Annotated in this window: 16 protein-coding genes; 1 reads left to right on the top strand and 15 read right to left on the bottom strand. The window is 68.2% G+C overall.

Going from position 1 to position 16,824, the window contains the following annotated elements; genetic code table 11:
• From ACIGKQ_RS15105 to ACIGKQ_RS15085, 5 genes are all read right to left on the bottom strand, one after another.
• The gene (locus tag ACIGKQ_RS15105; protein WP_235722078.1) at positions 1-945 is read right to left on the bottom strand and encodes an aspartate carbamoyltransferase catalytic subunit; all 945 of its coding nucleotides are present in this window, start codon (positions 943-945) and stop codon (positions 1-3) included.
• On the bottom strand, positions 945-1,565 hold the full coding sequence (pyrR, locus tag ACIGKQ_RS15100; RefSeq protein ID WP_266062173.1) for a bifunctional pyr operon transcriptional regulator/uracil phosphoribosyltransferase PyrR: 621 nt from the start codon (positions 1,563-1,565) through the stop codon (positions 945-947). Before pyrR ends, ACIGKQ_RS15105 begins: the two co-directional genes overlap by 1 nt.
• 147 nt (positions 1,566-1,712) lie before the next feature.
• Positions 1,713-2,180 (bottom strand): transcription antitermination factor NusB, encoded by a 468-nt coding sequence (gene nusB / locus ACIGKQ_RS15095; protein ID WP_235722080.1) that lies wholly within the window; start codon positions 2,178-2,180, stop codon positions 1,713-1,715.
• Between the two features lie 12 nt (positions 2,181-2,192).
• The gene (gene efp / locus ACIGKQ_RS15090; protein ID WP_235722081.1) at positions 2,193-2,756 is read right to left on the bottom strand and encodes an elongation factor P; all 564 of its coding nucleotides are present in this window, start codon (positions 2,754-2,756) and stop codon (positions 2,193-2,195) included.
• Between the two features lie 37 nt (positions 2,757-2,793).
• A complete protein-coding gene (locus tag ACIGKQ_RS15085) occupies positions 2,794-3,918 on the bottom strand; it encodes a M24 family metallopeptidase (RefSeq protein WP_396574312.1) in 1,125 nt (374 codons plus the stop codon).
• 109 nt (positions 3,919-4,027) lie between these two features.
• On the opposite strand from ACIGKQ_RS15085, the gene ACIGKQ_RS15080 reads away from it, so the two are divergent.
• Positions 4,028-4,519, top strand: coding sequence for a B-4DMT family transporter (locus tag ACIGKQ_RS15080; protein WP_235722083.1), 492 nt, complete (start codon positions 4,028-4,030; stop codon positions 4,517-4,519).
• 45 nt (positions 4,520-4,564) lie between these two features.
• Here ACIGKQ_RS15080 and aroB read toward each other — a convergent pair whose 3' ends face one another.
• The 10 genes from aroB to ACIGKQ_RS15030 form a co-directional block, all read right to left on the bottom strand.
• Complete coding sequence (gene aroB / locus ACIGKQ_RS15075; protein WP_396574309.1) at positions 4,565-5,686, bottom strand: 3-dehydroquinate synthase; 1,122 nt, start codon at positions 5,684-5,686, stop codon at positions 4,565-4,567.
• Positions 5,687-5,690: 4 nt separating this feature from the next.
• Positions 5,691-6,248, bottom strand: a complete 558-nt coding sequence (locus ACIGKQ_RS15070) for a shikimate kinase (RefSeq protein WP_235722085.1) — start codon at positions 6,246-6,248, stop codon at positions 5,691-5,693.
• Positions 6,245-7,453, bottom strand: coding sequence for a chorismate synthase (gene aroC, locus ACIGKQ_RS15065; protein ID WP_396574307.1), 1,209 nt, complete (start codon positions 7,451-7,453; stop codon positions 6,245-6,247). The genes ACIGKQ_RS15070 and aroC overlap by 4 nt, the downstream gene beginning before the upstream one ends.
• Before the next feature lie 51 nt (positions 7,454-7,504).
• The gene (locus ACIGKQ_RS15060; protein ID WP_266062162.1) at positions 7,505-7,888 is read right to left on the bottom strand and encodes a prepilin peptidase; all 384 of its coding nucleotides are present in this window, start codon (positions 7,886-7,888) and stop codon (positions 7,505-7,507) included.
• Positions 7,889-8,005: 117 nt separating this feature from the next.
• Positions 8,006-8,833 (bottom strand): shikimate dehydrogenase, encoded by an 828-nt coding sequence (locus ACIGKQ_RS15055; protein ID WP_396574304.1) that lies wholly within the window; start codon positions 8,831-8,833, stop codon positions 8,006-8,008.
• Between the two features lie 5 nt (positions 8,834-8,838).
• Complete coding sequence (gene mltG / locus ACIGKQ_RS15050; protein WP_396574302.1) at positions 8,839-10,656, bottom strand: endolytic transglycosylase MltG; 1,818 nt, start codon at positions 10,654-10,656, stop codon at positions 8,839-8,841.
• A 100-nt stretch (positions 10,657-10,756) separates the two neighbouring features.
• Positions 10,757-11,188: a Holliday junction resolvase RuvX gene (gene ruvX, locus ACIGKQ_RS15045; protein ID WP_328713380.1), complete on the bottom strand. Its 432-nt coding sequence runs from the start codon at positions 11,186-11,188 to the stop codon at positions 10,757-10,759.
• Positions 11,185-13,893: an alanine--tRNA ligase gene (gene alaS, locus ACIGKQ_RS15040; RefSeq protein ID WP_235722091.1), complete on the bottom strand. Its 2,709-nt coding sequence runs from the start codon at positions 13,891-13,893 to the stop codon at positions 11,185-11,187. The genes ruvX and alaS overlap by 4 nt, the downstream gene beginning before the upstream one ends.
• An 88-nt stretch (positions 13,894-13,981) precedes the next feature.
• On the bottom strand, positions 13,982-15,472 hold the full coding sequence (locus ACIGKQ_RS15035) for a replication-associated recombination protein A (RefSeq protein WP_235722092.1): 1,491 nt from the start codon (positions 15,470-15,472) through the stop codon (positions 13,982-13,984).
• 6 nt (positions 15,473-15,478) lie between these two features.
• On the bottom strand, positions 15,479-16,663 hold the full coding sequence (locus ACIGKQ_RS15030; RefSeq protein ID WP_396574299.1) for a phosphotransferase: 1,185 nt from the start codon (positions 16,661-16,663) through the stop codon (positions 15,479-15,481).
• Positions 16,664-16,824 lie beyond the last annotated feature (161 nt).

Here is a 16,824-nt window from a genome sequence, read left to right as displayed (position 1 = left end):
TCAAGTTCCTGGGTTCTCCGTGCCGACGAGCAGTCGGAACAGCACCGCCATCCGCACATGCACGCCGTTGCGCACCTGCTCCAGCACGGTCGCCCGCGGCGAGTCGGCCACCGAGTAGCCGATCTCCATACCGCGCAACATCGGCCCGGGGTGCAGCACCACCGCGTGGTCGTCGAGCAGAGCCAGACGTCGGTCGTTGAGTCCGTAGCGGACGGAGTACTCGCGTGAACTCGGGAAGAACCCGCCGTTCATCCGCTCCGCCTGGACGCGCAGCATCATCACTGCGTCGAGCGTGGGTAGTTCACCGTCGAGGTGGTGGGACACCGTCACCGGCCACTGATCGACACCGACGGGCAGCAGCGTCTGCGGTGCGATCAGCACCACCTCGGCACCCAGGGTGGCCAGCAGGTGCGCGTTGGAACGAGCCACCCGCGAATGTAAGACGTCGCCGACGATGCCGATCCGACGGCCGTCGAGCGAACCGAGTCGCTGCCGCAACGTGAGGGCATCGAGCAGGGCCTGCGTCGGGTGTTCATGGGTGCCGTCGCCGGCGTTGATCACTGCCGGTCCCGCACCGTCCTCATCGGCGGTCCACGCCGCGATCTGGTGGGCCGCGCCCGACGCGGGATGTCGCACGATCAGCGCATCGGCGCCCGCGGCATGCAGGGTCTTGACCGTGTCGCGCAGCGACTCACCCTTGCCGGCCGAACTGCTCGAGGCGCTCACGTTGATGACGTCGGCGCTCATCCACTTTCCGGCCACCTCGAACGACACCCGGGTACGCGTGGAGTTCTCGTAGAACACCGTCATCACGGTGCGACCCCGCAGGGTCGGGAGCTTACGCACCTCACGTCCGGTGAGGGCCTGTTCGAATCGCTCGGCCTCGTCGAGCAATTCGGTCGCTTCGTCGCGCGACAGATCCTGCGTGGTCAGCAGGTGACGCATCAGATCCCACCCCCGGTGTGCGGGGTCGGCTGCGACCCTGCTGCGCTCAGCACGACCTCGTCGACACCGTCGTGCTCCTCGAGATGCACGGACACGTTCTCGTCGCGGGAGGTGGGGATGTTCTTGCCGACATAGTCGGCGCGCAGCGGCAACTCACGATGCCCTCGGTCCACCAGCACCGCGAGCTGTACCGCGGCCGGACGTCCGAGATCACGCAACGCGTCCAAAGCGGCGCGGACGGTACGACCGGAATAGAGCACGTCGTCGACCAGGATCACGATGGCGTTGTCCACCCCGCCGGCCGGGACGACGGTCCGTTCGAGCGGTCGATGCGGTTTGGCGCGCAGATCGTCGCGGTAGAGCGTGATGTCGAGGTAACCGACCGGGACGTCGGTGCCGGCGAACTCATTGATCCGGGCGGCCAGCCGAGAGGCGAGATAGGTGCCGCGGGTGGGAATCCCGATGATGACGACATGTGGGCTGCCGGATGAGTCGAGCGCCGTCTTCTCGATGATCTCGTGCGCGACGCGGGCGATTGTGCGCGAGACATCGGAATCGTCGAGCAGAACCCGGCCGGGGGGCCGGGAACCATCGGTTGGTGGTGCACCGTCTGTCGACATGACCAAGCCGACCTCCTTCTCCGCCTCGCGGGACGGATCGTTAAAGGATGTCTGTCCCGAAGGACTGTACACCGGCCCACCTCGCACGAACGAGGCAACGCGATGTGGGCTTCGTCAATATGTCGCCGAGCCTGCAGGCAACCGAGCTCAGTCCCGGCGGGGCGGCTCCTCGGCCGCGGCGGCCGCGCGCACCTGAGGCGCAAGGTCGGCGATCTGGGCCAGCACCCCGTTGACGAACGCGGGCGAGTCATCGGTGGACAGCTCCTTGGCCAATTCCACCGCCTCGTCGACGATCACAATCGGGTCGACGTCGGTCGCGTGGAACAACTCCCATGTCGCCAGGCGCAATATGGCCCTATCGACCGCCGGTAGCCGCTGCAGGGTCCAGCCCTTCAGGTGTGAGGAGACCACCGCGTCCACCTGCGGCAGATCGGCGGCCAACCCGTCGATGACGGTAGCGGTGTAGTCGTGGATCGTCCCCACGCTCTCGTCCTCGCGCACATACTCGCGGCGTTCTGCCACGAGTTGTGTCGCGCTGACCTTCTTGGCCTCCGCCTCGAACAGCAGGTCGACTGCGCGGCGGCGGGCCTTGTGTCGAGTACCGGGTTGTTTCACGGGTCGGACGGCTCAGGCGTTGACGCGACCGAGGTAGCTGCCGTCGCGCGAGTCGACCTTCAGCTTGTCGCCGGTGTTGATGAACAGGGGCACCTGGATCTCGGCACCGGTCTCCATGGTCGCGGGCTTGGTGCCGCCGGTGGAACGATCGCCCTGCAGGCCCGGATCGGTCTGCTGCACGAGCAACTCGACGGTGACCGGCAGTTCCACGAACAGCGGGTTGCCCTCGTGCACGGACACCTGAACGGTCATGTTCTCGAGCAGGAAACGCGCGGAATCGCCCATCGTGGCCGGCGAGATCGAGATCTGCTCGAAATCCTGGGCGTCCATGAACACGAAGTCGGTGCCGTCGTTGTACAGGTAGGTCATGTCCCGGCGATCGACGGTCGCGGTCTCCACCTTCACGCCGGCGTTGAATGTCTTGTCGACGATCTTGCCCGACATCACGTTCTTGATCTTGGTGCGCACGAAAGCCGGCCCCTTGCCGGGCTTGACGTGCTGGAACTCCTGGATCTGCCAAAGCTGATCGTCCATGCGGAGTACGAGGCCGTTCTTGAAGTCGGCGGTGGTCGCCATGCGGTGTTCTTCCCTTGCAGTCGTCGATGAATGACCGTCAGATGACGGTGAACGTCTTGTCGGTGGCGGTCAGCAGTTCCGGTGCATCGTCGGTGACGACCAACGTGTCCTCGATCCTGACGCCACCTCGGCCGGGGAGGTAGACGCCGGGCTCCACGGTCACCGCCGCGCCGCATGGCAGTGTACCCGTCGCCAGCGCGCCGATTCCCGGCGCTTCGTGGATCTGCAGTCCGACGCCATGACCGAGCCCGTGCACGTAGTGCTCGGCGTGCCCCGCATCGGCGATCACCGACCGCGCCGCGGCATCGACATCGCGCAGGTCGGCGTTCGGCCGTAACGCCGCACGACCGGCTGCCTGTGCGCGTGCGACCAGGTCGTAGATCTCGCGTTGCCAGTCGGAGGCGCGTCCGAGCACGTAGGTGCGCGTCATGTCCGAGTGGTAGCCACCGACCACCGCGCCGAAGTCGATCTTGACGAAGTCGCCGTCGGCGAGCACGTCCTGGGTCGGTCGATGGTGCGGGACCGCCGAGTTCGGCCCGGCCGCGACGATGGTCTCGAACGCGATGTCATCGGCGCCGAGTGCGTACATCTCCCACTCGAGAGACCGGGCCACCTCGCGTTCGGTGGCACCCACGTGGATGACACCCCGTTCGATGATGGTCGCCAACGCCTTGTCGCCGATGGTGCAGGCCGCCCGCAGCAGCTCGATCTCGCCGGCGTCCTTGACGATGCGCAGTCGCTGCACCGCTCCGGTGTGCGCGACCAACTCCGGCACCACCCCGTTGTCGTCGTCGAGCGCGTCGACCAGGGCGTCGTGGGCCGCGACCGTGACCGCGTCGGCTTCGAACCCGACGGTGGCAGCGCCTGCGGCGCGCGCCCGGCGGGCGAGTTCGGTGAGACAGTCGCGGGCGATGATCGCCTCGAGATCACCGGACTGCTCGGCCACCTGGGTGCGGTAGCGGCCGTCGGTAGAGATCCGGTCGGCCTCGGGCGAGGCACCGATGAGCAGTGCGGCGTTGGAGCCGGTGAACCCGGTCAGGTAGCGGACATTGATCAGATCGCTGACCACGAACGCATCCACCGGACGGTCCGATCCGGCGAGTTGGTCGCGAAAGCGGTCGCGGCGGGCCCGATAGTCGCTGGTCATGGCTGTGGCGGACATCCCTTCACGCTACCGCGCGCCACTCGCGGTCCCGGTGGGACCGCCGCGCCCACGCCCGTTGGACGGGATGTGTTTTCGAACACGTTCCACGTTGCGTACCCTGTCCGCTATGTCTTCGTGGTTGCCGCGCGGTCTGGTGATGACCGCCGTACACGTCATAGCCCGTGTGCTTCTCGGTGTGGCGGTGGTCAATGCACCGCTGCACACCACCGTGTGGAAGACCATCGCCATCGCAGCCGTGGTGCTCGTCGCGCTGGTGTGGGGCGGGTTCGACGGTGTCGCCGACGCGCGCGCCAACCCGGACCCCGACGACTACGCGGACCTGACCGTGCGGTGGCTGCAGGCGGGCCTGCTCGCCGGTGTCGCGTCGGGCGTGATCGGGTGGTTCCTCGGTCGGTTCGTGTTCGCCGGTATCGGCGAGGCCAGCCTGTTCATCGAGGTGATCGCCGGCGGGTCGTTCACCGCACTACTGGTGTTCGTACCGGCCTTCATGGGTGCGGCGGTCGGCCGCTGGCTCGTCCGTCGCGACCAGCGCAAGACCGCGGCCGACGACGACTGGTCGGTTCACCCGGATCGCGATCCGGAGCACGCGGCGAGCTGAGCCATCAGCACGCTCGGGGCCACCCCGCCCTGAGGAAACAAGGCGTCAGAGCAGGACGCCGCCGGATGCCGGGGCCTCGCCGGCGATCGCAGAGTACGCCGCGGCGATGAGGCCCGGGTCGGGTCCTTCGAGCCGGCCCGGTTTGGCGAGACCGTCGAGGACCACGAAGCGCAACACCCCCGAACGGTTCTTCTTGTCTCCCGACATGGTCTCCAGCAGGTCCGGCAGCGCGTCCGGATCGTAGGTCGTCGGCAGACCCACCAGATCCAGCACCGACCGGTGGCGGTCGGCGGTCTCGTCGTCGAGACGGCCGGCGAGCCGGGCGAGCTCGGCGGCGAACACCAGACCCACCGACACCGCGGCGCCGTGGCGCCAGCGATAACGCTCGCGACGCTCGATGGCATGACCCAGGGTGTGTCCGTAGTTGAGGATCTCGCGCAGCGACGACTCCTTCAGATCGGCAGAGACGACGTCGGCCTTCACCTGCACCGAGCGTCGGATCAGCTCGGGCAGTACCGGACCACTGGTGTCGACGGCGGCACTGGGGTCGGCCTCGATGAGGTCGAGGATCACCGGGTCGGCGATGAAGCCGGTCTTGATGACCTCGGCGAGGCCGGCGACCACCTCATTGTGCGGGACGGTCTCCAGGGTTGCGGTGTCGATCAACACCGCGTCGGGCTCGTGGAACGAACCCACCAGGTTCTTGCCGGCATCGGTGTTGATGCCGGTCTTACCGCCCACCGCCGCATCGACCATCGCCAGCAGAGTCGTCGGGATGTGGATCACGCCGATGCCGCGCATCCAGGTGGCCGCGACGAAACCGGCCAGATCGGTGGCCGCTCCCCCACCCAGGCTGATCACCTTGTCGTTGCGTTTGAGGCCGATCCGTCCGAAGACATCCCAGCAGAACGCCGCCACCGACAGGTCTTTGCCCGCTTCCGCGTCCGGGATCTCCACCCGGTGGGCGTCGAATCCTTTGTCCGCCAGGAAAGCCCGGACCTGTTCGGCGGTCTGGGCCAACGTGGGCTGATACAGGATCGCGATCCGGTCGGCTCCGGTGGCGGCGAGGCCGACGTCGTCGAGCAGGCCGCGGCCGATGATCACGTCATAGGGTGATCCGGCGTTGACGGTGATCGCCGTCGGTTCGGTCGTGTGGTCCCCACTCATGAAGTCACGGCCTTTCTCCCACTCTCTCGCCCGTCAGGGCGTGGGCCAGTCGGGTCAGGATGGCATCGGCCACCGTATCGGGCTCACCGGCGCCGGCGTCGACGACGAACACCGACGCACGTACATAGGTGTCGTCGCGCGCGGCGAGCAGCTCGGCGTAGCGCGCGTGCGGATCGTCTCCGGCGATCAGCGGCCGATCGCTGTCGGCGACCCGGGCGAAGCCCGCATCGGCATCGATGCGCAAATAGATCACCCGGTGACCTGCGAGCGCGGACTCGACCGCAGGGGTCATCACGGCCCCGCCGCCGAGGGCCACCACGCCGCGATGGGTGCGCAACACGTCGAGCACCACGTCGCGTTCGATCTCGCGGAAATGTTGGGGCCCGTCGGAGGTGAAGATGTCCGGGATGCTGCGGCCGGTGGTGCGAACGATCTCGGAGTCGGTGTCGACGAAATCGACTCCCAGCCGGTCGGCGAGGATACGACCCACCGTCGACTTACCGGCCCCCATGAATCCGATCAGGACGGCCGACGGCCCGCGGTCGGTGAACTCTCCGGTCATGAACGTGGGAACCGGGCGTCGACGCGTTTGCGGTAGGCGGCAACGTTGTCGGCGGTCTCGGCGACCGAGTCGCCACCGAACTTCTCCAGCGCCGCCTGGGCCAGGACGAGGGCGACCATCGCCTCGGCGACCACGCCGGCGGCGGGGACCGCGCACACATCGGAGCGCTGATGGATGGCGACCGCCTCGTCTCCGGTCGCCATGTCAACGGTGGCCAGCGCGCGCGGCACCGTCGAGATGGGCTTCATCGCGACCCGGACACGCAGGTCCTCGCCGTTGGTCATCCCGCCTTCGAGGCCACCGGCACGGTTCGTCGAGCGAAGCACACCGTCCGGTCCGGGCACCATCTCGTCGTGGGCCTGACTGCCGCGCCGCCGGGCGGTGGTGAACCCGTCGCCGACCTCGACCCCCTTGATCGCCTGGATGCCCATTAACGCACTGGCCAGTCGTGCATCCAGTCGCGTCTCGCCGCTTACATGCGAGCCCAGGCCGACCGGCACATCCGTGGCGACCACCTCGACCACACCACCGAGGGTGTCGCCGTCCTTCTTGGCCGCCTCGATCTCGGCGATCATCCGATCCGCGGATGCGGAATCGAAGGCACGTACCGGACTCTCGTCGATGGCGGTGAGGTCGCTGTGACGCGGCGCCGGACCGTCGTAGGGTTCACTGGCGCCGATCGAGATGACGTGCGAGAGCACCTCGATACCCAGGACCTGCCGCAGAAAGTTGCGAGCCACGGTCCCGGCGGCGACGCGGGCGGCGGTCTCGCGCGCGCTCGCCCGCTCCAACACGGGCCGAGCGTCGTCGAACCCGTACTTGAGCATCCCGGAGTAATCGGCATGGCCGGGGCGCGGCCTGGTCAGCGGCGCATTGCGCGCGCTGCCCTCCAGCTCGGCCGGATCCACCGGGTCGGCGGCCATCACCGTCTCCCATTTGGGCCACTCGGTGTTACCGATCTCGACGGCCACCGGGCCGCCCATGGTGCGGCCGTGTCGGAGTCCACCGACGATGGTGATCTTGTCCGCCTCGAATTTCATCCGGGCGCCACGGCCGTAACCGAGCCGGCGGCGGGCGAGTTGTTCGGCGATGTCGGTCGAGGTGACCTCGACACCGGCCACCATGCCTTCGATCAGGGCTACCAGGGCCGGGCCATGCGATTCTCCGGCAGTCATCCAGCGCAACACAGTGCTCAATTGTTCCATGCGACCATCGACCTGCGGTGCGCGCATCCCACCCGCACGAGTGCGGTGCCCTCAGCCGAGGCCCAGCCCGATGACGGCGGCGGCCACGAGCGCCGGAGCGTGCGGCCGCGGACCACCCGAGCGCACCCACAAATGATCGAGACCCCCGAGTGTCGCGGCGAGGAGCACCACCAGCAAGGCGAGGGTCGGATCGGCGACCAGCCCGCCGATGGCGAAGGCCAACTTGATGTCACCACCGCCGCCGTGACCCACGAGCGCCGCGATCAGATACGGGACCGCGGCGAGTGTCGCTGCGGCCGCCACCGTCGGGTCCGTGGGGATGAGCGTGACCGGTATCACCAGACCCGGCCACATCAACGCCACCGGGATGCGCCCCGTGCGGCGGTCGCGCTCGGCGATGGTCGCCAACCAGCAGAGGACGAGAACGGTGGCCATCGACCCACCGTGCCCGCCACGCCGCGGCGGCGGCGTTGCCCGCGTCCGCCGCTTGTGGACCGGTCCCGGCCTGTGGATGGATTGGTCGACGAGTCACCGTCGACGCGTTACGGCGGCTCAGATCGCGCCGAGCGCGGCGGCCATCGCCTCGCGCGGCGCCGGCATCTCGGTGAACTGCTCGACCTGGCTGTATGCCTGATTCAGCAACATCACCAACCCGCCGACGACGTGGCCACCCGCGGCGGATACCGCCTCGGCCAGCGGCGTCGGCCATGGGTCGTAGATGACGTCGACCAGCCGTGGAGCCCCGGCGAGCGCACCCGCCAGGGCGTCGGCGCCACTCGCGGGCACTGTCGAGATCACCACCCCGCTGATGCGCGCGCGCTCGGCGAGCACATGGTCGGCGTGGAAAGGCAACACCGACACCGTCAGGCCGAGTCGCTGCGCGAGATCGATGACCGGCTCGGCGCGTCCCGCGTCTCGGGCCACGACGGCCAGGTCGGTGAACCCGAGGTCGGCGAGCGCGGCGACCGTCGGCAACGCCGTGCCCCCGTTTCCGATCATCGTTGCGGTGGCGTTGACCTGCGCGTCGGCCCCCACTTCGGAGAGGGCGCCGGCCATTCCATCGATGTCGGTGCAGTCGGCCCGCCAGCCCCGCTCGGTGCGCACCAACGTGTTCGCCGAGCCGACCAGCTCTGCACGATCCGTGCATTCGTCGGCGAACGCCAACGCCGCCAGCTTGGCCGGCATGGTCACCGACAACCCGACGAACTCCGGCCCCAGCCCCGACACCAACTCCGGCAACGCTTCGGCGGTGCACTCGATGCGGTCATAGGTCCAATTGGTGAGCCCGAGCGCCCGGTAGGCGGCCAGGTGCAGGTCCGGGGAACGCGAGTGCCCGACCGGGGATCCGAGCACGGCGGCCCGGCGTGTGGTGGATGTCATCGTCGTCAACTGCACCCGGTGGTCAGCAACTGGTTCTCACAGGCCTGCTCACGATTGCGTTTGTGCTGTTCGAAGGTGTCGGCGAACAGCGTGGTGCCGTCCCGATCGATGGTCACGAAGTAGAGCCAGTTTCCGGGGGTCGGGTACTCCACGGCGGTCAGCGCACGCTCCCCGACCGCACCGATCGGCGTAGCCGGCAGGCCTTCGATGCGGTAGGTGTTCCACACGTTGTCGGCGCGGTAGGCCTCACCGTAGACGTCGATGTTGGTGACCTCGGCGGTGTAGTTGGCGGTGGAGTCCATCTCCAGCCGCTGACCTTTGTCCAGGCGGTTGAGGATCACCCGGGCGACCTTGGCATAGTCGTCGGGGTCGGTGACCTCCCGTTCGACGACCGACGCGGCGACCAGCGTCTGGTACGGGGTCAACCCCGAGTCGTGTGGTTCGAGCAGCCCCCACTGCTCGAATCGAGATGTGCTGGCCGTGATCAGATCGTGCAGGATCGACGTCGCCGAATCGTTGGGGTCGATGGTCTCCCAGGTGCCCGGCGCGATGAGGCCCTCGATCCGCCGATGATCTCCGTCCAGATGCTGCACCTCCGCACGCGCCCAGTCGGGCACGCCAAGCTGTTCGGGGGTGTCCTGCGCCGCCGCCTGTTCCAGCTCGGCGACGTCGGTACCGATGCGCTCCCCGTTCACGGTGACCGCTGTGGCGTTCTCGATCATCTGGAAGATGCCCGGAGTGATCTTGCCGTCGACCCCCTCCTTGTTGTCGAGCTGCAGCCCCTCGGGCACCACCATGCGCCCGACCCGGTGCGCGGTGTCGTCGGTCATCATCTCTACCGCCGTCGCTGCCGGGATCTGGGTGCGCAGCTTGTAGTACCCGCCGGACATCGGCTGTCCGTCGGCGGCGTTGATGAACGCCTGCACGCTACCGACCACATCGTTGTCCTCGAGGATCTGGCCGAAGTCCATCAGCGTCGAGTTCTCCGGGATGTCCACGATCACGTCGGCAGTGCCCGCGGCGTCGGTGTAGTCCTTGGTGTTCTCGAAGACCCCGAAGGCTCGCAGACCGACGAAACCAACGCCGACGACCAGGATCAGCATGCAGGTGAGCACGATCGCCAACACGACACGCTTGCGGAGCCGACCCGCGGTGGCCGGCCGAGTACGTCCCGACTTCCCCGCGCCCGAACGGCGGGTCCGGCCGCCGTCACGGCGCCCGGGGTTCACCGATTCCGGATCGTCGCGGTCGTCCCAGAGGTCCAGGACACCCTCGGCGCTGTCACCGGCGTCCGCACGGTCCTCGTCGAGCACGTTGGGGGGCGCCGCAACGGGTCGCGGCGGAACCCGGTGGGGCACGGCGCGCCGCATGGGGTCGTCGAACTCGCCACCGCGAACCGGAATGGCTTCGCCGGGTTCGTGGAAATGATCGACGGGTTGACGTGGCGGTAGGCGGCGTGGCGCCACCCGTTCGGGTTGCGGTCGGCCCGGTCGCCCTGCGGGCGGCGGAGCCGGCCACCCGCCGGTAGCCGCCGACGGTGACGGCGGTGAGGACGGCGTCGGCCCGGTGGTTGGTGCGGGTGCGTCGTGGGCCTGCGGATCGATGCCGCGGGCTCCACCGGAACCCGTCGTCGCGGGCGGCTGCACCGTTGGTTGCGGCCCGGTCATCGTCAGGTCACCCGGCACGGCCCGGCGCCGCCGGTGGCGTGTGGAGGGCTTTCCGTCGGCGGGTTGGGTGAAGTACCGCAACCGCTCGAGATCGAGCTGTTCGGTGGGTTGGTCGGACAGATCGTGCCGCCTCGGTCGGTGGCGTTCGTCGGTCACCGAGCGATTCCTCCCCGGGTCGGGCATGATTCGGTCGCGGGACACGCACTCTTTGTGATCGCGAATTGCGTTGTGCCGTCTGGACGGACGCATGCAGAAGTCATCGTCGCGAGTCCAGCCACCCTTGCAGGATAGCGACCGCGGCCGCCTGATCAATCACGGCACGCGAGGACTTGGCGTTGCGTCCACTCGCTCGCAGGGCCTGGCTCGCGGTGACGGTGGTCAGTCGTTCATCGTGGTACTCGACCGTCACGGGCGCGATGCGCTCGGCGAGGAGGTCACCGAACTCCCGCGCCAGTCCGGCTGCGGTACCGCTCTCGTTGCGCAGAGTCTTGGGTAACCCCACCACGACACCGACGGCATCGTATTCCTCGACCAGCGCGGCGATCCGCGTGAGATCCGAGTGACCACCGGGCGTACGCCGTACCGTCTCGACCGGGGTGGCGAGAATGCCGTCGGGGTCGCACACGGCGATCCCGATACGCACCGAACCGACGTCGACCCCCAGACGCCGTCCGCGAGTCCAGGTCATCGATCCCGCACGACGTCGCGGATCCGGCCCATGGCCGGTTCGACCCCGGCCGGGTCCGAGCCGGCTCCCTGCGCCAGGTCGGGTTTACCGCCGCCACGGCCCCCGACGAGGGGGGCGACCTCTTTCACGAGGTCACCTGCTTTGATGCCGTGGCTCCGGGCGGATTCCGTCGTCGCGACCACGAACGGCACCTTGGTGCCGTCGGCACTCGGTGCGAACAGCGCGATCACCGCGAGTCGATCGGCGACCTTGCCGCGCAGATCGGTCGCCAGCCCCCGCAGACCGTTGGCGTCAAGCCCGCCGGGCACCAGTCCACCCACGAGTAGGGTGTCGCCCGACACGGTCGCCGCATCGATCAGACCCCCGGCGGCAGCGCGAGCCGAGTCCGCACGCAGCCGCTCGACCTCACGTTCGGCGTCCTTGAGGCGTGACACCAATTGCTCGACACGGTCGGGCACCTCGTCCGACGGCACCTTCAGCGAGGACGCCAGGCCGGCCATCAGGGCCCGTTCCTTGGACAGGTACCGGAACGAATCCATGCCCACGTAGGCCTCGACACGCCGGATCCCCGAACCCACCGACGACTCGCCGATCACGGTCACCGGACCGATCTGCGCCGACGACGCGACGTGGGTGCCGCCGCACAACTCCATCGAGAACGGCCCGCCGATCTCGACGACGCGTACGACGTCCCCGTAGTTCTCACCGAACAACGCGACTGCGCCCATCTGCTTGGCCTCGGTCAGCCCGGTCTCAAAGGTGTGCACCGGATAGTTGGCCTCCACGGCGGCGTTGCTGATCTCCTCGATCTCGCGACGCTGACTGTCCGACAACGGTTTGCCGGAGTGGAAGTCGAAGCGCAGATATCCCGGACGGTTGAGCGAGCCGGCCTGGGTAGCGGTGGGTCCGAGCACCTCACGCAGCGCGGCGTGCACCATGTGCGTGCCGGAGTGGCCCTGCGTCGCTCCGTGGCGCCAGGACTGGTCCACCGCGGCGATGACCTCATCCCCCTCGGCGATCTCACCTTCGTCGACGGTGACCTTGTGCAGCCAGACGGACTTGCCCGCCTTCTGCACGTCGGTGACGCGCAACCGGACACCGTCACCGGTGGTGATGGTGCCGACGTCGGCCATCTGGCCACCGGATTCGGCATAGAGCGGGCTGCGGTCGAGTACCACCACCAACTCCTGGCCCGGCGTTGCGCTCTGCACGCGGGCCCCATCGGCGACCAGGCCGAGGACGGTCGCCTCGGAGATGAGTTCGTCGAACCCGGTGAACAGGGTGGGCCCACGGTCGAGGAACTCGCGGTACACCGACAGGTCGGCATGGCCGGATTTGCGGGCCGTCGCATCGGCCTTGGCACGCTGCTTCTGCTCGGCCATGAGCTCGGTGAACCCCTCACGATCGACCGAGAGGCCGGCCTCGGCGGCCATCTCCAGGGTGAGGTCGATCGGGAATCCGTAGGTGTCGTGCAGGGTGAACGCGTCGTCACCGCTGATCGTCGAACGGTCGGCGGCCTTGGTGGCCGTTGCGGCGTCGGCGAACAACTTCGAGCCGGCGGCGAGGGTCTTGCTGAACGAGGCTTCCTCGGCGACGGCGACATCGACGATGTGCTCACGCTGCTCGGCGAGGTTCGGATAGGACGGCGACATGGTGTCGACGACCAGCGAGATGATGTCGCCCATCGTGGGCTGATCCGCCGCTGCCGGAGCCGTCCCGCTCGCTTCGCTCCCGGCGGTCAGCAGCCGCACCGACCGGACCACGCGCCGCAGCAATCGGCGCAGCACATAGCCACGTCCGTCGTTGCCGGGCAGGACCCCGTCGCCGATCAGCAGTGCGGCGGTGCGGGCGTGGTCGGCGATCACCCGGAATTTCACGTCGTCGTCGTGGTTGCCGGCCCCGTAGGCGCGACCGGTCAGCCGGGACGCCAGGTCGATGATCGGCTTGAGCAGGTCGGTCTCGTAGACATTGTCGACACCCTGCAGGATGCAGGCGACCCGCTCGATGCCCAGACCGGTGTCGATGTTCTTCTTGGGCAGCGGACCCAGGATCTCGTAGTTGTCCTTGCCGCCGCCCGGGCCGCGGACGTTTTGCATGAAGACGAGATTCCAGATCTCGATGTAGCGGTCCTCGTCGGCCTCGGGCCCGCCCTCGACACCGTAGGCGGGTCCGCGGTCGTAGAAGATCTCCGAGCACGGGCCGCACGGGCCGGGCACGCCCATCGACCAGTAGTTGTCCTTGAGCCCCCGACGCTGGATGCGCTCGGCGGGTACCCCGATCTCGTCGCGCCAGATGGATTCGGCCTCGTCGTCGTCGAGGTAGACGGTGGGCCACAGCTTCTCCGGGTCGATCCCGTAGCCGCCCTCGTCGACACTGTTGGTCAGCAGCGACCAGGCGAACCCGATCGCCTCGCGCTTGAAGTAGTCACCGAACGAGAAGTTGCCCGCCATCTGGAAGAAGGTGTTGTGCCGCGTGGTGATGCCGACCTCCTCGATGTCGAGGGTGCGCACACACTTCTGGACGCTGGTCGCACGGTCGAACGGCGGGGTCTGCTCGCCCAGGAAGTACGGCTTGAACGGGACCATGCCGGCATTGACGAACAGCAGGTTCGGATCGTCGAGGACCAGCGAGGCGCTGGGCACCTCGGTGTGGCCCGCCTTGATGAAGTGATCCAGGAAGCGCTGCCTGATGTCATGCGTCTGCACTGAGTTCGTCCTTGAAGTGGTGGTCGGTCACGCCGTCGACGTCCCGCTGCCCCGGTGATCTCGTGTCCGGGCTGGTCGACACACCAGCCTACCGTCGGCGCGCCCGGCTGGTGACACCCCGCACGATGGAACGCAACTTGCCCAGTCGCGGGCCGATCTCTCGCTCATTGCCGTGATCGGTCGGCTGGTAGTAGTCGACGCCGACGAGATCGTCGGGGGGATACTGCTGCGCGAGCACTCCATCGGGGTCGTCGTGAGGGTAGCGATAGCCGATCCCGCTGCCCAGACCCTGTGCCCCCGCATAGTGGCTGTCCCGCAGATGCGCCGGCACCGCACCCGACTTGCCTGCTTCGACGTCGGCGATCGCGGCACCGATCGCCGATACCACTCCGGCGGACTTGGGCGCGGTCGCCAGGTGGATGGTCGCCTGGGTCAGTGCCAGGCGGGCCTCCGGCATGCCCACCAGGGCGACCACCTGCGCTGCGGCGACGGCGGTCTGCAGTGCCATCGGATCGGCCATACCGATGTCTTCGCTGGCATGGATCATCAGCCGCCGCGCGATGAATCGCGGGTCCTCCCCCGCGACGATCATCCGGGCGAGATAATGCAGCGCGGCGTCGACATCGGAACCGCGGATCGATTTGATGAACGCGCTGGTGACGTCGTAGTGCTGGTCGCCGTCGCGGTCGTAGCGGACCGCAGCGCGGTCGATCGCGGCCTCCACGTCGGCGATGTCGATCACGGGCGCAGCGGACGCCCCGGATTCGAACGTCGATTCGTCGTCGGTCGGGTCGGCATCGTCGGTCGGGTCGGCATCAGTCGGGTCGTCGTCGGGGTCGCGTGCACGATCGTCGCCCCGCAGTGCCGCATCCGCACTGGCCTCCAGTGCGGTCAACGCTCTGCGCGCGTCACCGCCGGCCACCGCGACCAGATGATCGAGCGCGGCGTCGGTGACCTCGACACCGGCGTCGAGTCCCCGGGGGTCGGTGATGGCCCGGGTGAGCACCTCGCGGATGTCGGCGTCGGTCAAGGACCGCAGCTGCAACACCAGTGACCTCGACAGCAACGGCGCGACAACCGAGAAGGACGGATTCTCGGTGGTGGCGGCGACGAGCAGCACGATGCGGTTCTCCACGGCATCGAGCAGCGCATCCTGCTGTGTCTTGGAGAACCGATGGACCTCGTCGATGAACAACACCGTCTGCTGACCGTCGACCAACCGCCGTCGTGCCACGTCGATGACGGCTCGGACCTCTTTGACCCCGGCCGACAACGCCGACAAGGCCTCGAACCGGCCACCGGTGGCGCGCGAGATCAACGCGGCCATGGTGGTCTTGCCGGTACCCGGCGGTCCGTAGAGCATCACCGACGCTGCACCGGAACCGTTGATCAGGCGACGCAGCGGGGAGCCGGCGCCCAGCAGATGCTGCTGACCGACGATCTCGTCGAGCGACTGTGGCCGCATCCGCACCGCCAGCGGCGCAGACGGCGACGGCGTGCTCGTCAGCGCACCGCCGGTCACCGCACCACCACCGGGCGCGGCGATCGGGCCGGGCGGAGGGTCGAAGAGCCCATCCATACCGGGTCAGGTGAGCCAGGTGCGCTGCAAGGCCGCCCCTAGTTGCGCGGCGAACTCGGCGATCGTCGGATCACCACCGCGCACCGCAGCGGCCGACAGGTCGGTCCACCGGGCCACGACGACTCGCGGATCGTTGGTGTGCAACGCCCAGTCGTGGGTGTAGCCGGCCGGACTGATCGCGAAGCCGGCCTGATTCAACTGATCGATCTCCGCAGCCGTGGAGGCGTCCTTGGCCGGCAGCATCCACGTCGTCGACAGCCAGGTCCACAGCAGTCGTGCGGTGAGGATCTTGCGGGCGCAGTCGGCGTCGCGGCCCAGCGACGGCCAGATGGCGTGGACCTCGGATCGCCACGCGTCCACGAGCGCGATCTCCAGATCCGCCCGGTGCCCGACGTTGACCGGTGACAGTTGCGCGCCGCAGGTGACCAGGGCGTAGGCGATGTCGAGGGTCGCGTCCCGGAATCCACCCCATTCGTAGTCCATGAACTGGACGCCGTCATCGTTGAGCAGGATGTTCTCCGGGCCGACGTCCGACGGGCTGAAAGCGCGGTGATCGCCGTCGACGAACAGGGTGCACGCCGCGGCGAGGCGGTCCCGGATGTCGTCGGGAAGGTCCACTCCCAGCCGTGACAACTGTGCGGGCGCGTCGGCGATCGCGCGACCGGCCGATTCGGCCAGGATGTCGACATCCTCGGAACCCGCCGCGTCGCGACGCAGGATGGCGAGGAAGTCGATCTCCCCGCCGACCGTCGCGGCATGCATCCGCCCGAGCGCCTGCCCCCACGCGCTGACCGCATGGGAGGCGTCGGCAGCGTCGGGGCCTGCCAGCAGTGAGTTCATCGAGCGCCCGTGTCCCAGGTCGGTGAGCACCAACACCCGGGTCTCCGAATCAGAGGCGATCAGCTGTGGTCCCGGCCGGGACTCACTCGGCAACGCATTGGCGTACTTGTAGGACGCGAGCTCGCGGTGGAATGCGCGCGGATCCTCGTCGGCGGGGAGCACCTTGATGACCAGCGTGCGGTCCATCGACAAGGGGTTGGCCAGCACCCGCGCCCGGACCACGACCGTACGGCCGCTGCCGCCGAGGTCTTCTGGGTCGGCGAGGGTGACGGGGGCGCCGGCCCGGTGCGACAGCACCGCCTCGGCTGCACGCACCACACTGGTGATGCGACTCTCAGTTATTACCGTCATGTCGTCTACCAACCTACCCAATCCGCGATCGCGGTGTCGTCGTCTTCATCCATCTGCAACCCAGTTGCCGCACGCAACCCCTCCACAAACGCCAGATCTTGTCTCGCACAACAAGGGTCGCGCCGTTAAGACTCCACGTCAGCACATGTCATACGTTCGGA

The sequence above is a fragment of the Gordonia sp. NPDC062954 genome, assembly GCF_044543825.1.
Lineage (GTDB): Bacteria > Actinomycetota > Actinomycetes > Mycobacteriales > Mycobacteriaceae > Gordonia > Gordonia tangerina.
The sequence above is the reverse complement of the archived record's forward strand: the minus strand, read 5'-3'. Positions and strand labels throughout refer to the sequence as shown.

Excerpts from the sequence above, each read along its gene's own strand:
- ACIGKQ_RS15055 (WP_396574304.1), bottom strand. The coding sequence starts at position 8,833 with ATGACATCCACCACACGCCGGGCCGCCGTGCTCGGATCCCCGGTCGGG.
- ACIGKQ_RS15070 (WP_235722085.1), bottom strand. The coding sequence starts at position 6,248 with ATGACCGGAGAGTTCACCGACCGCGGGCCGTCGGCCGTCCTGATCGGA.
- aroC (WP_396574307.1), bottom strand. The coding sequence starts at position 7,453 with ATGGAACAATTGAGCACTGTGTTGCGCTGGATGACTGCCGGAGAATCG.
- efp (WP_235722081.1), bottom strand. The coding sequence starts at position 2,756 with ATGGCGACCACCGCCGACTTCAAGAACGGCCTCGTACTCCGCATGGAC.
- ACIGKQ_RS15085 (WP_396574312.1), bottom strand. The coding sequence starts at position 3,918 with ATGTCCGCCACAGCCATGACCAGCGACTATCGGGCCCGCCGCGACCGC.
- ACIGKQ_RS15080 (WP_235722083.1), top strand. The coding sequence starts at position 4,028 with ATGTCTTCGTGGTTGCCGCGCGGTCTGGTGATGACCGCCGTACACGTC.
- pyrR (WP_266062173.1), bottom strand. The coding sequence starts at position 1,565 with ATGTCGACAGACGGTGCACCACCAACCGATGGTTCCCGGCCCCCCGGC.
- ACIGKQ_RS15030 (WP_396574299.1), bottom strand. The coding sequence starts at position 16,663 with ATGACGGTAATAACTGAGAGTCGCATCACCAGTGTGGTGCGTGCAGCC.
- ACIGKQ_RS15035 (WP_235722092.1), bottom strand. The coding sequence starts at position 15,472 with ATGGATGGGCTCTTCGACCCTCCGCCCGGCCCGATCGCCGCGCCCGGT.
- ruvX (WP_328713380.1), bottom strand. The coding sequence starts at position 11,188 with ATGACCTGGACTCGCGGACGGCGTCTGGGGGTCGACGTCGGTTCGGTG.
- ACIGKQ_RS15060 (WP_266062162.1), bottom strand. The coding sequence starts at position 7,888 with ATGGCCACCGTTCTCGTCCTCTGCTGGTTGGCGACCATCGCCGAGCGC.
- aroB (WP_396574309.1), bottom strand. The coding sequence starts at position 5,686 with ATGAGTGGGGACCACACGACCGAACCGACGGCGATCACCGTCAACGCC.
- ACIGKQ_RS15105 (WP_235722078.1), bottom strand. The coding sequence starts at position 945 with ATGCGTCACCTGCTGACCACGCAGGATCTGTCGCGCGACGAAGCGACC.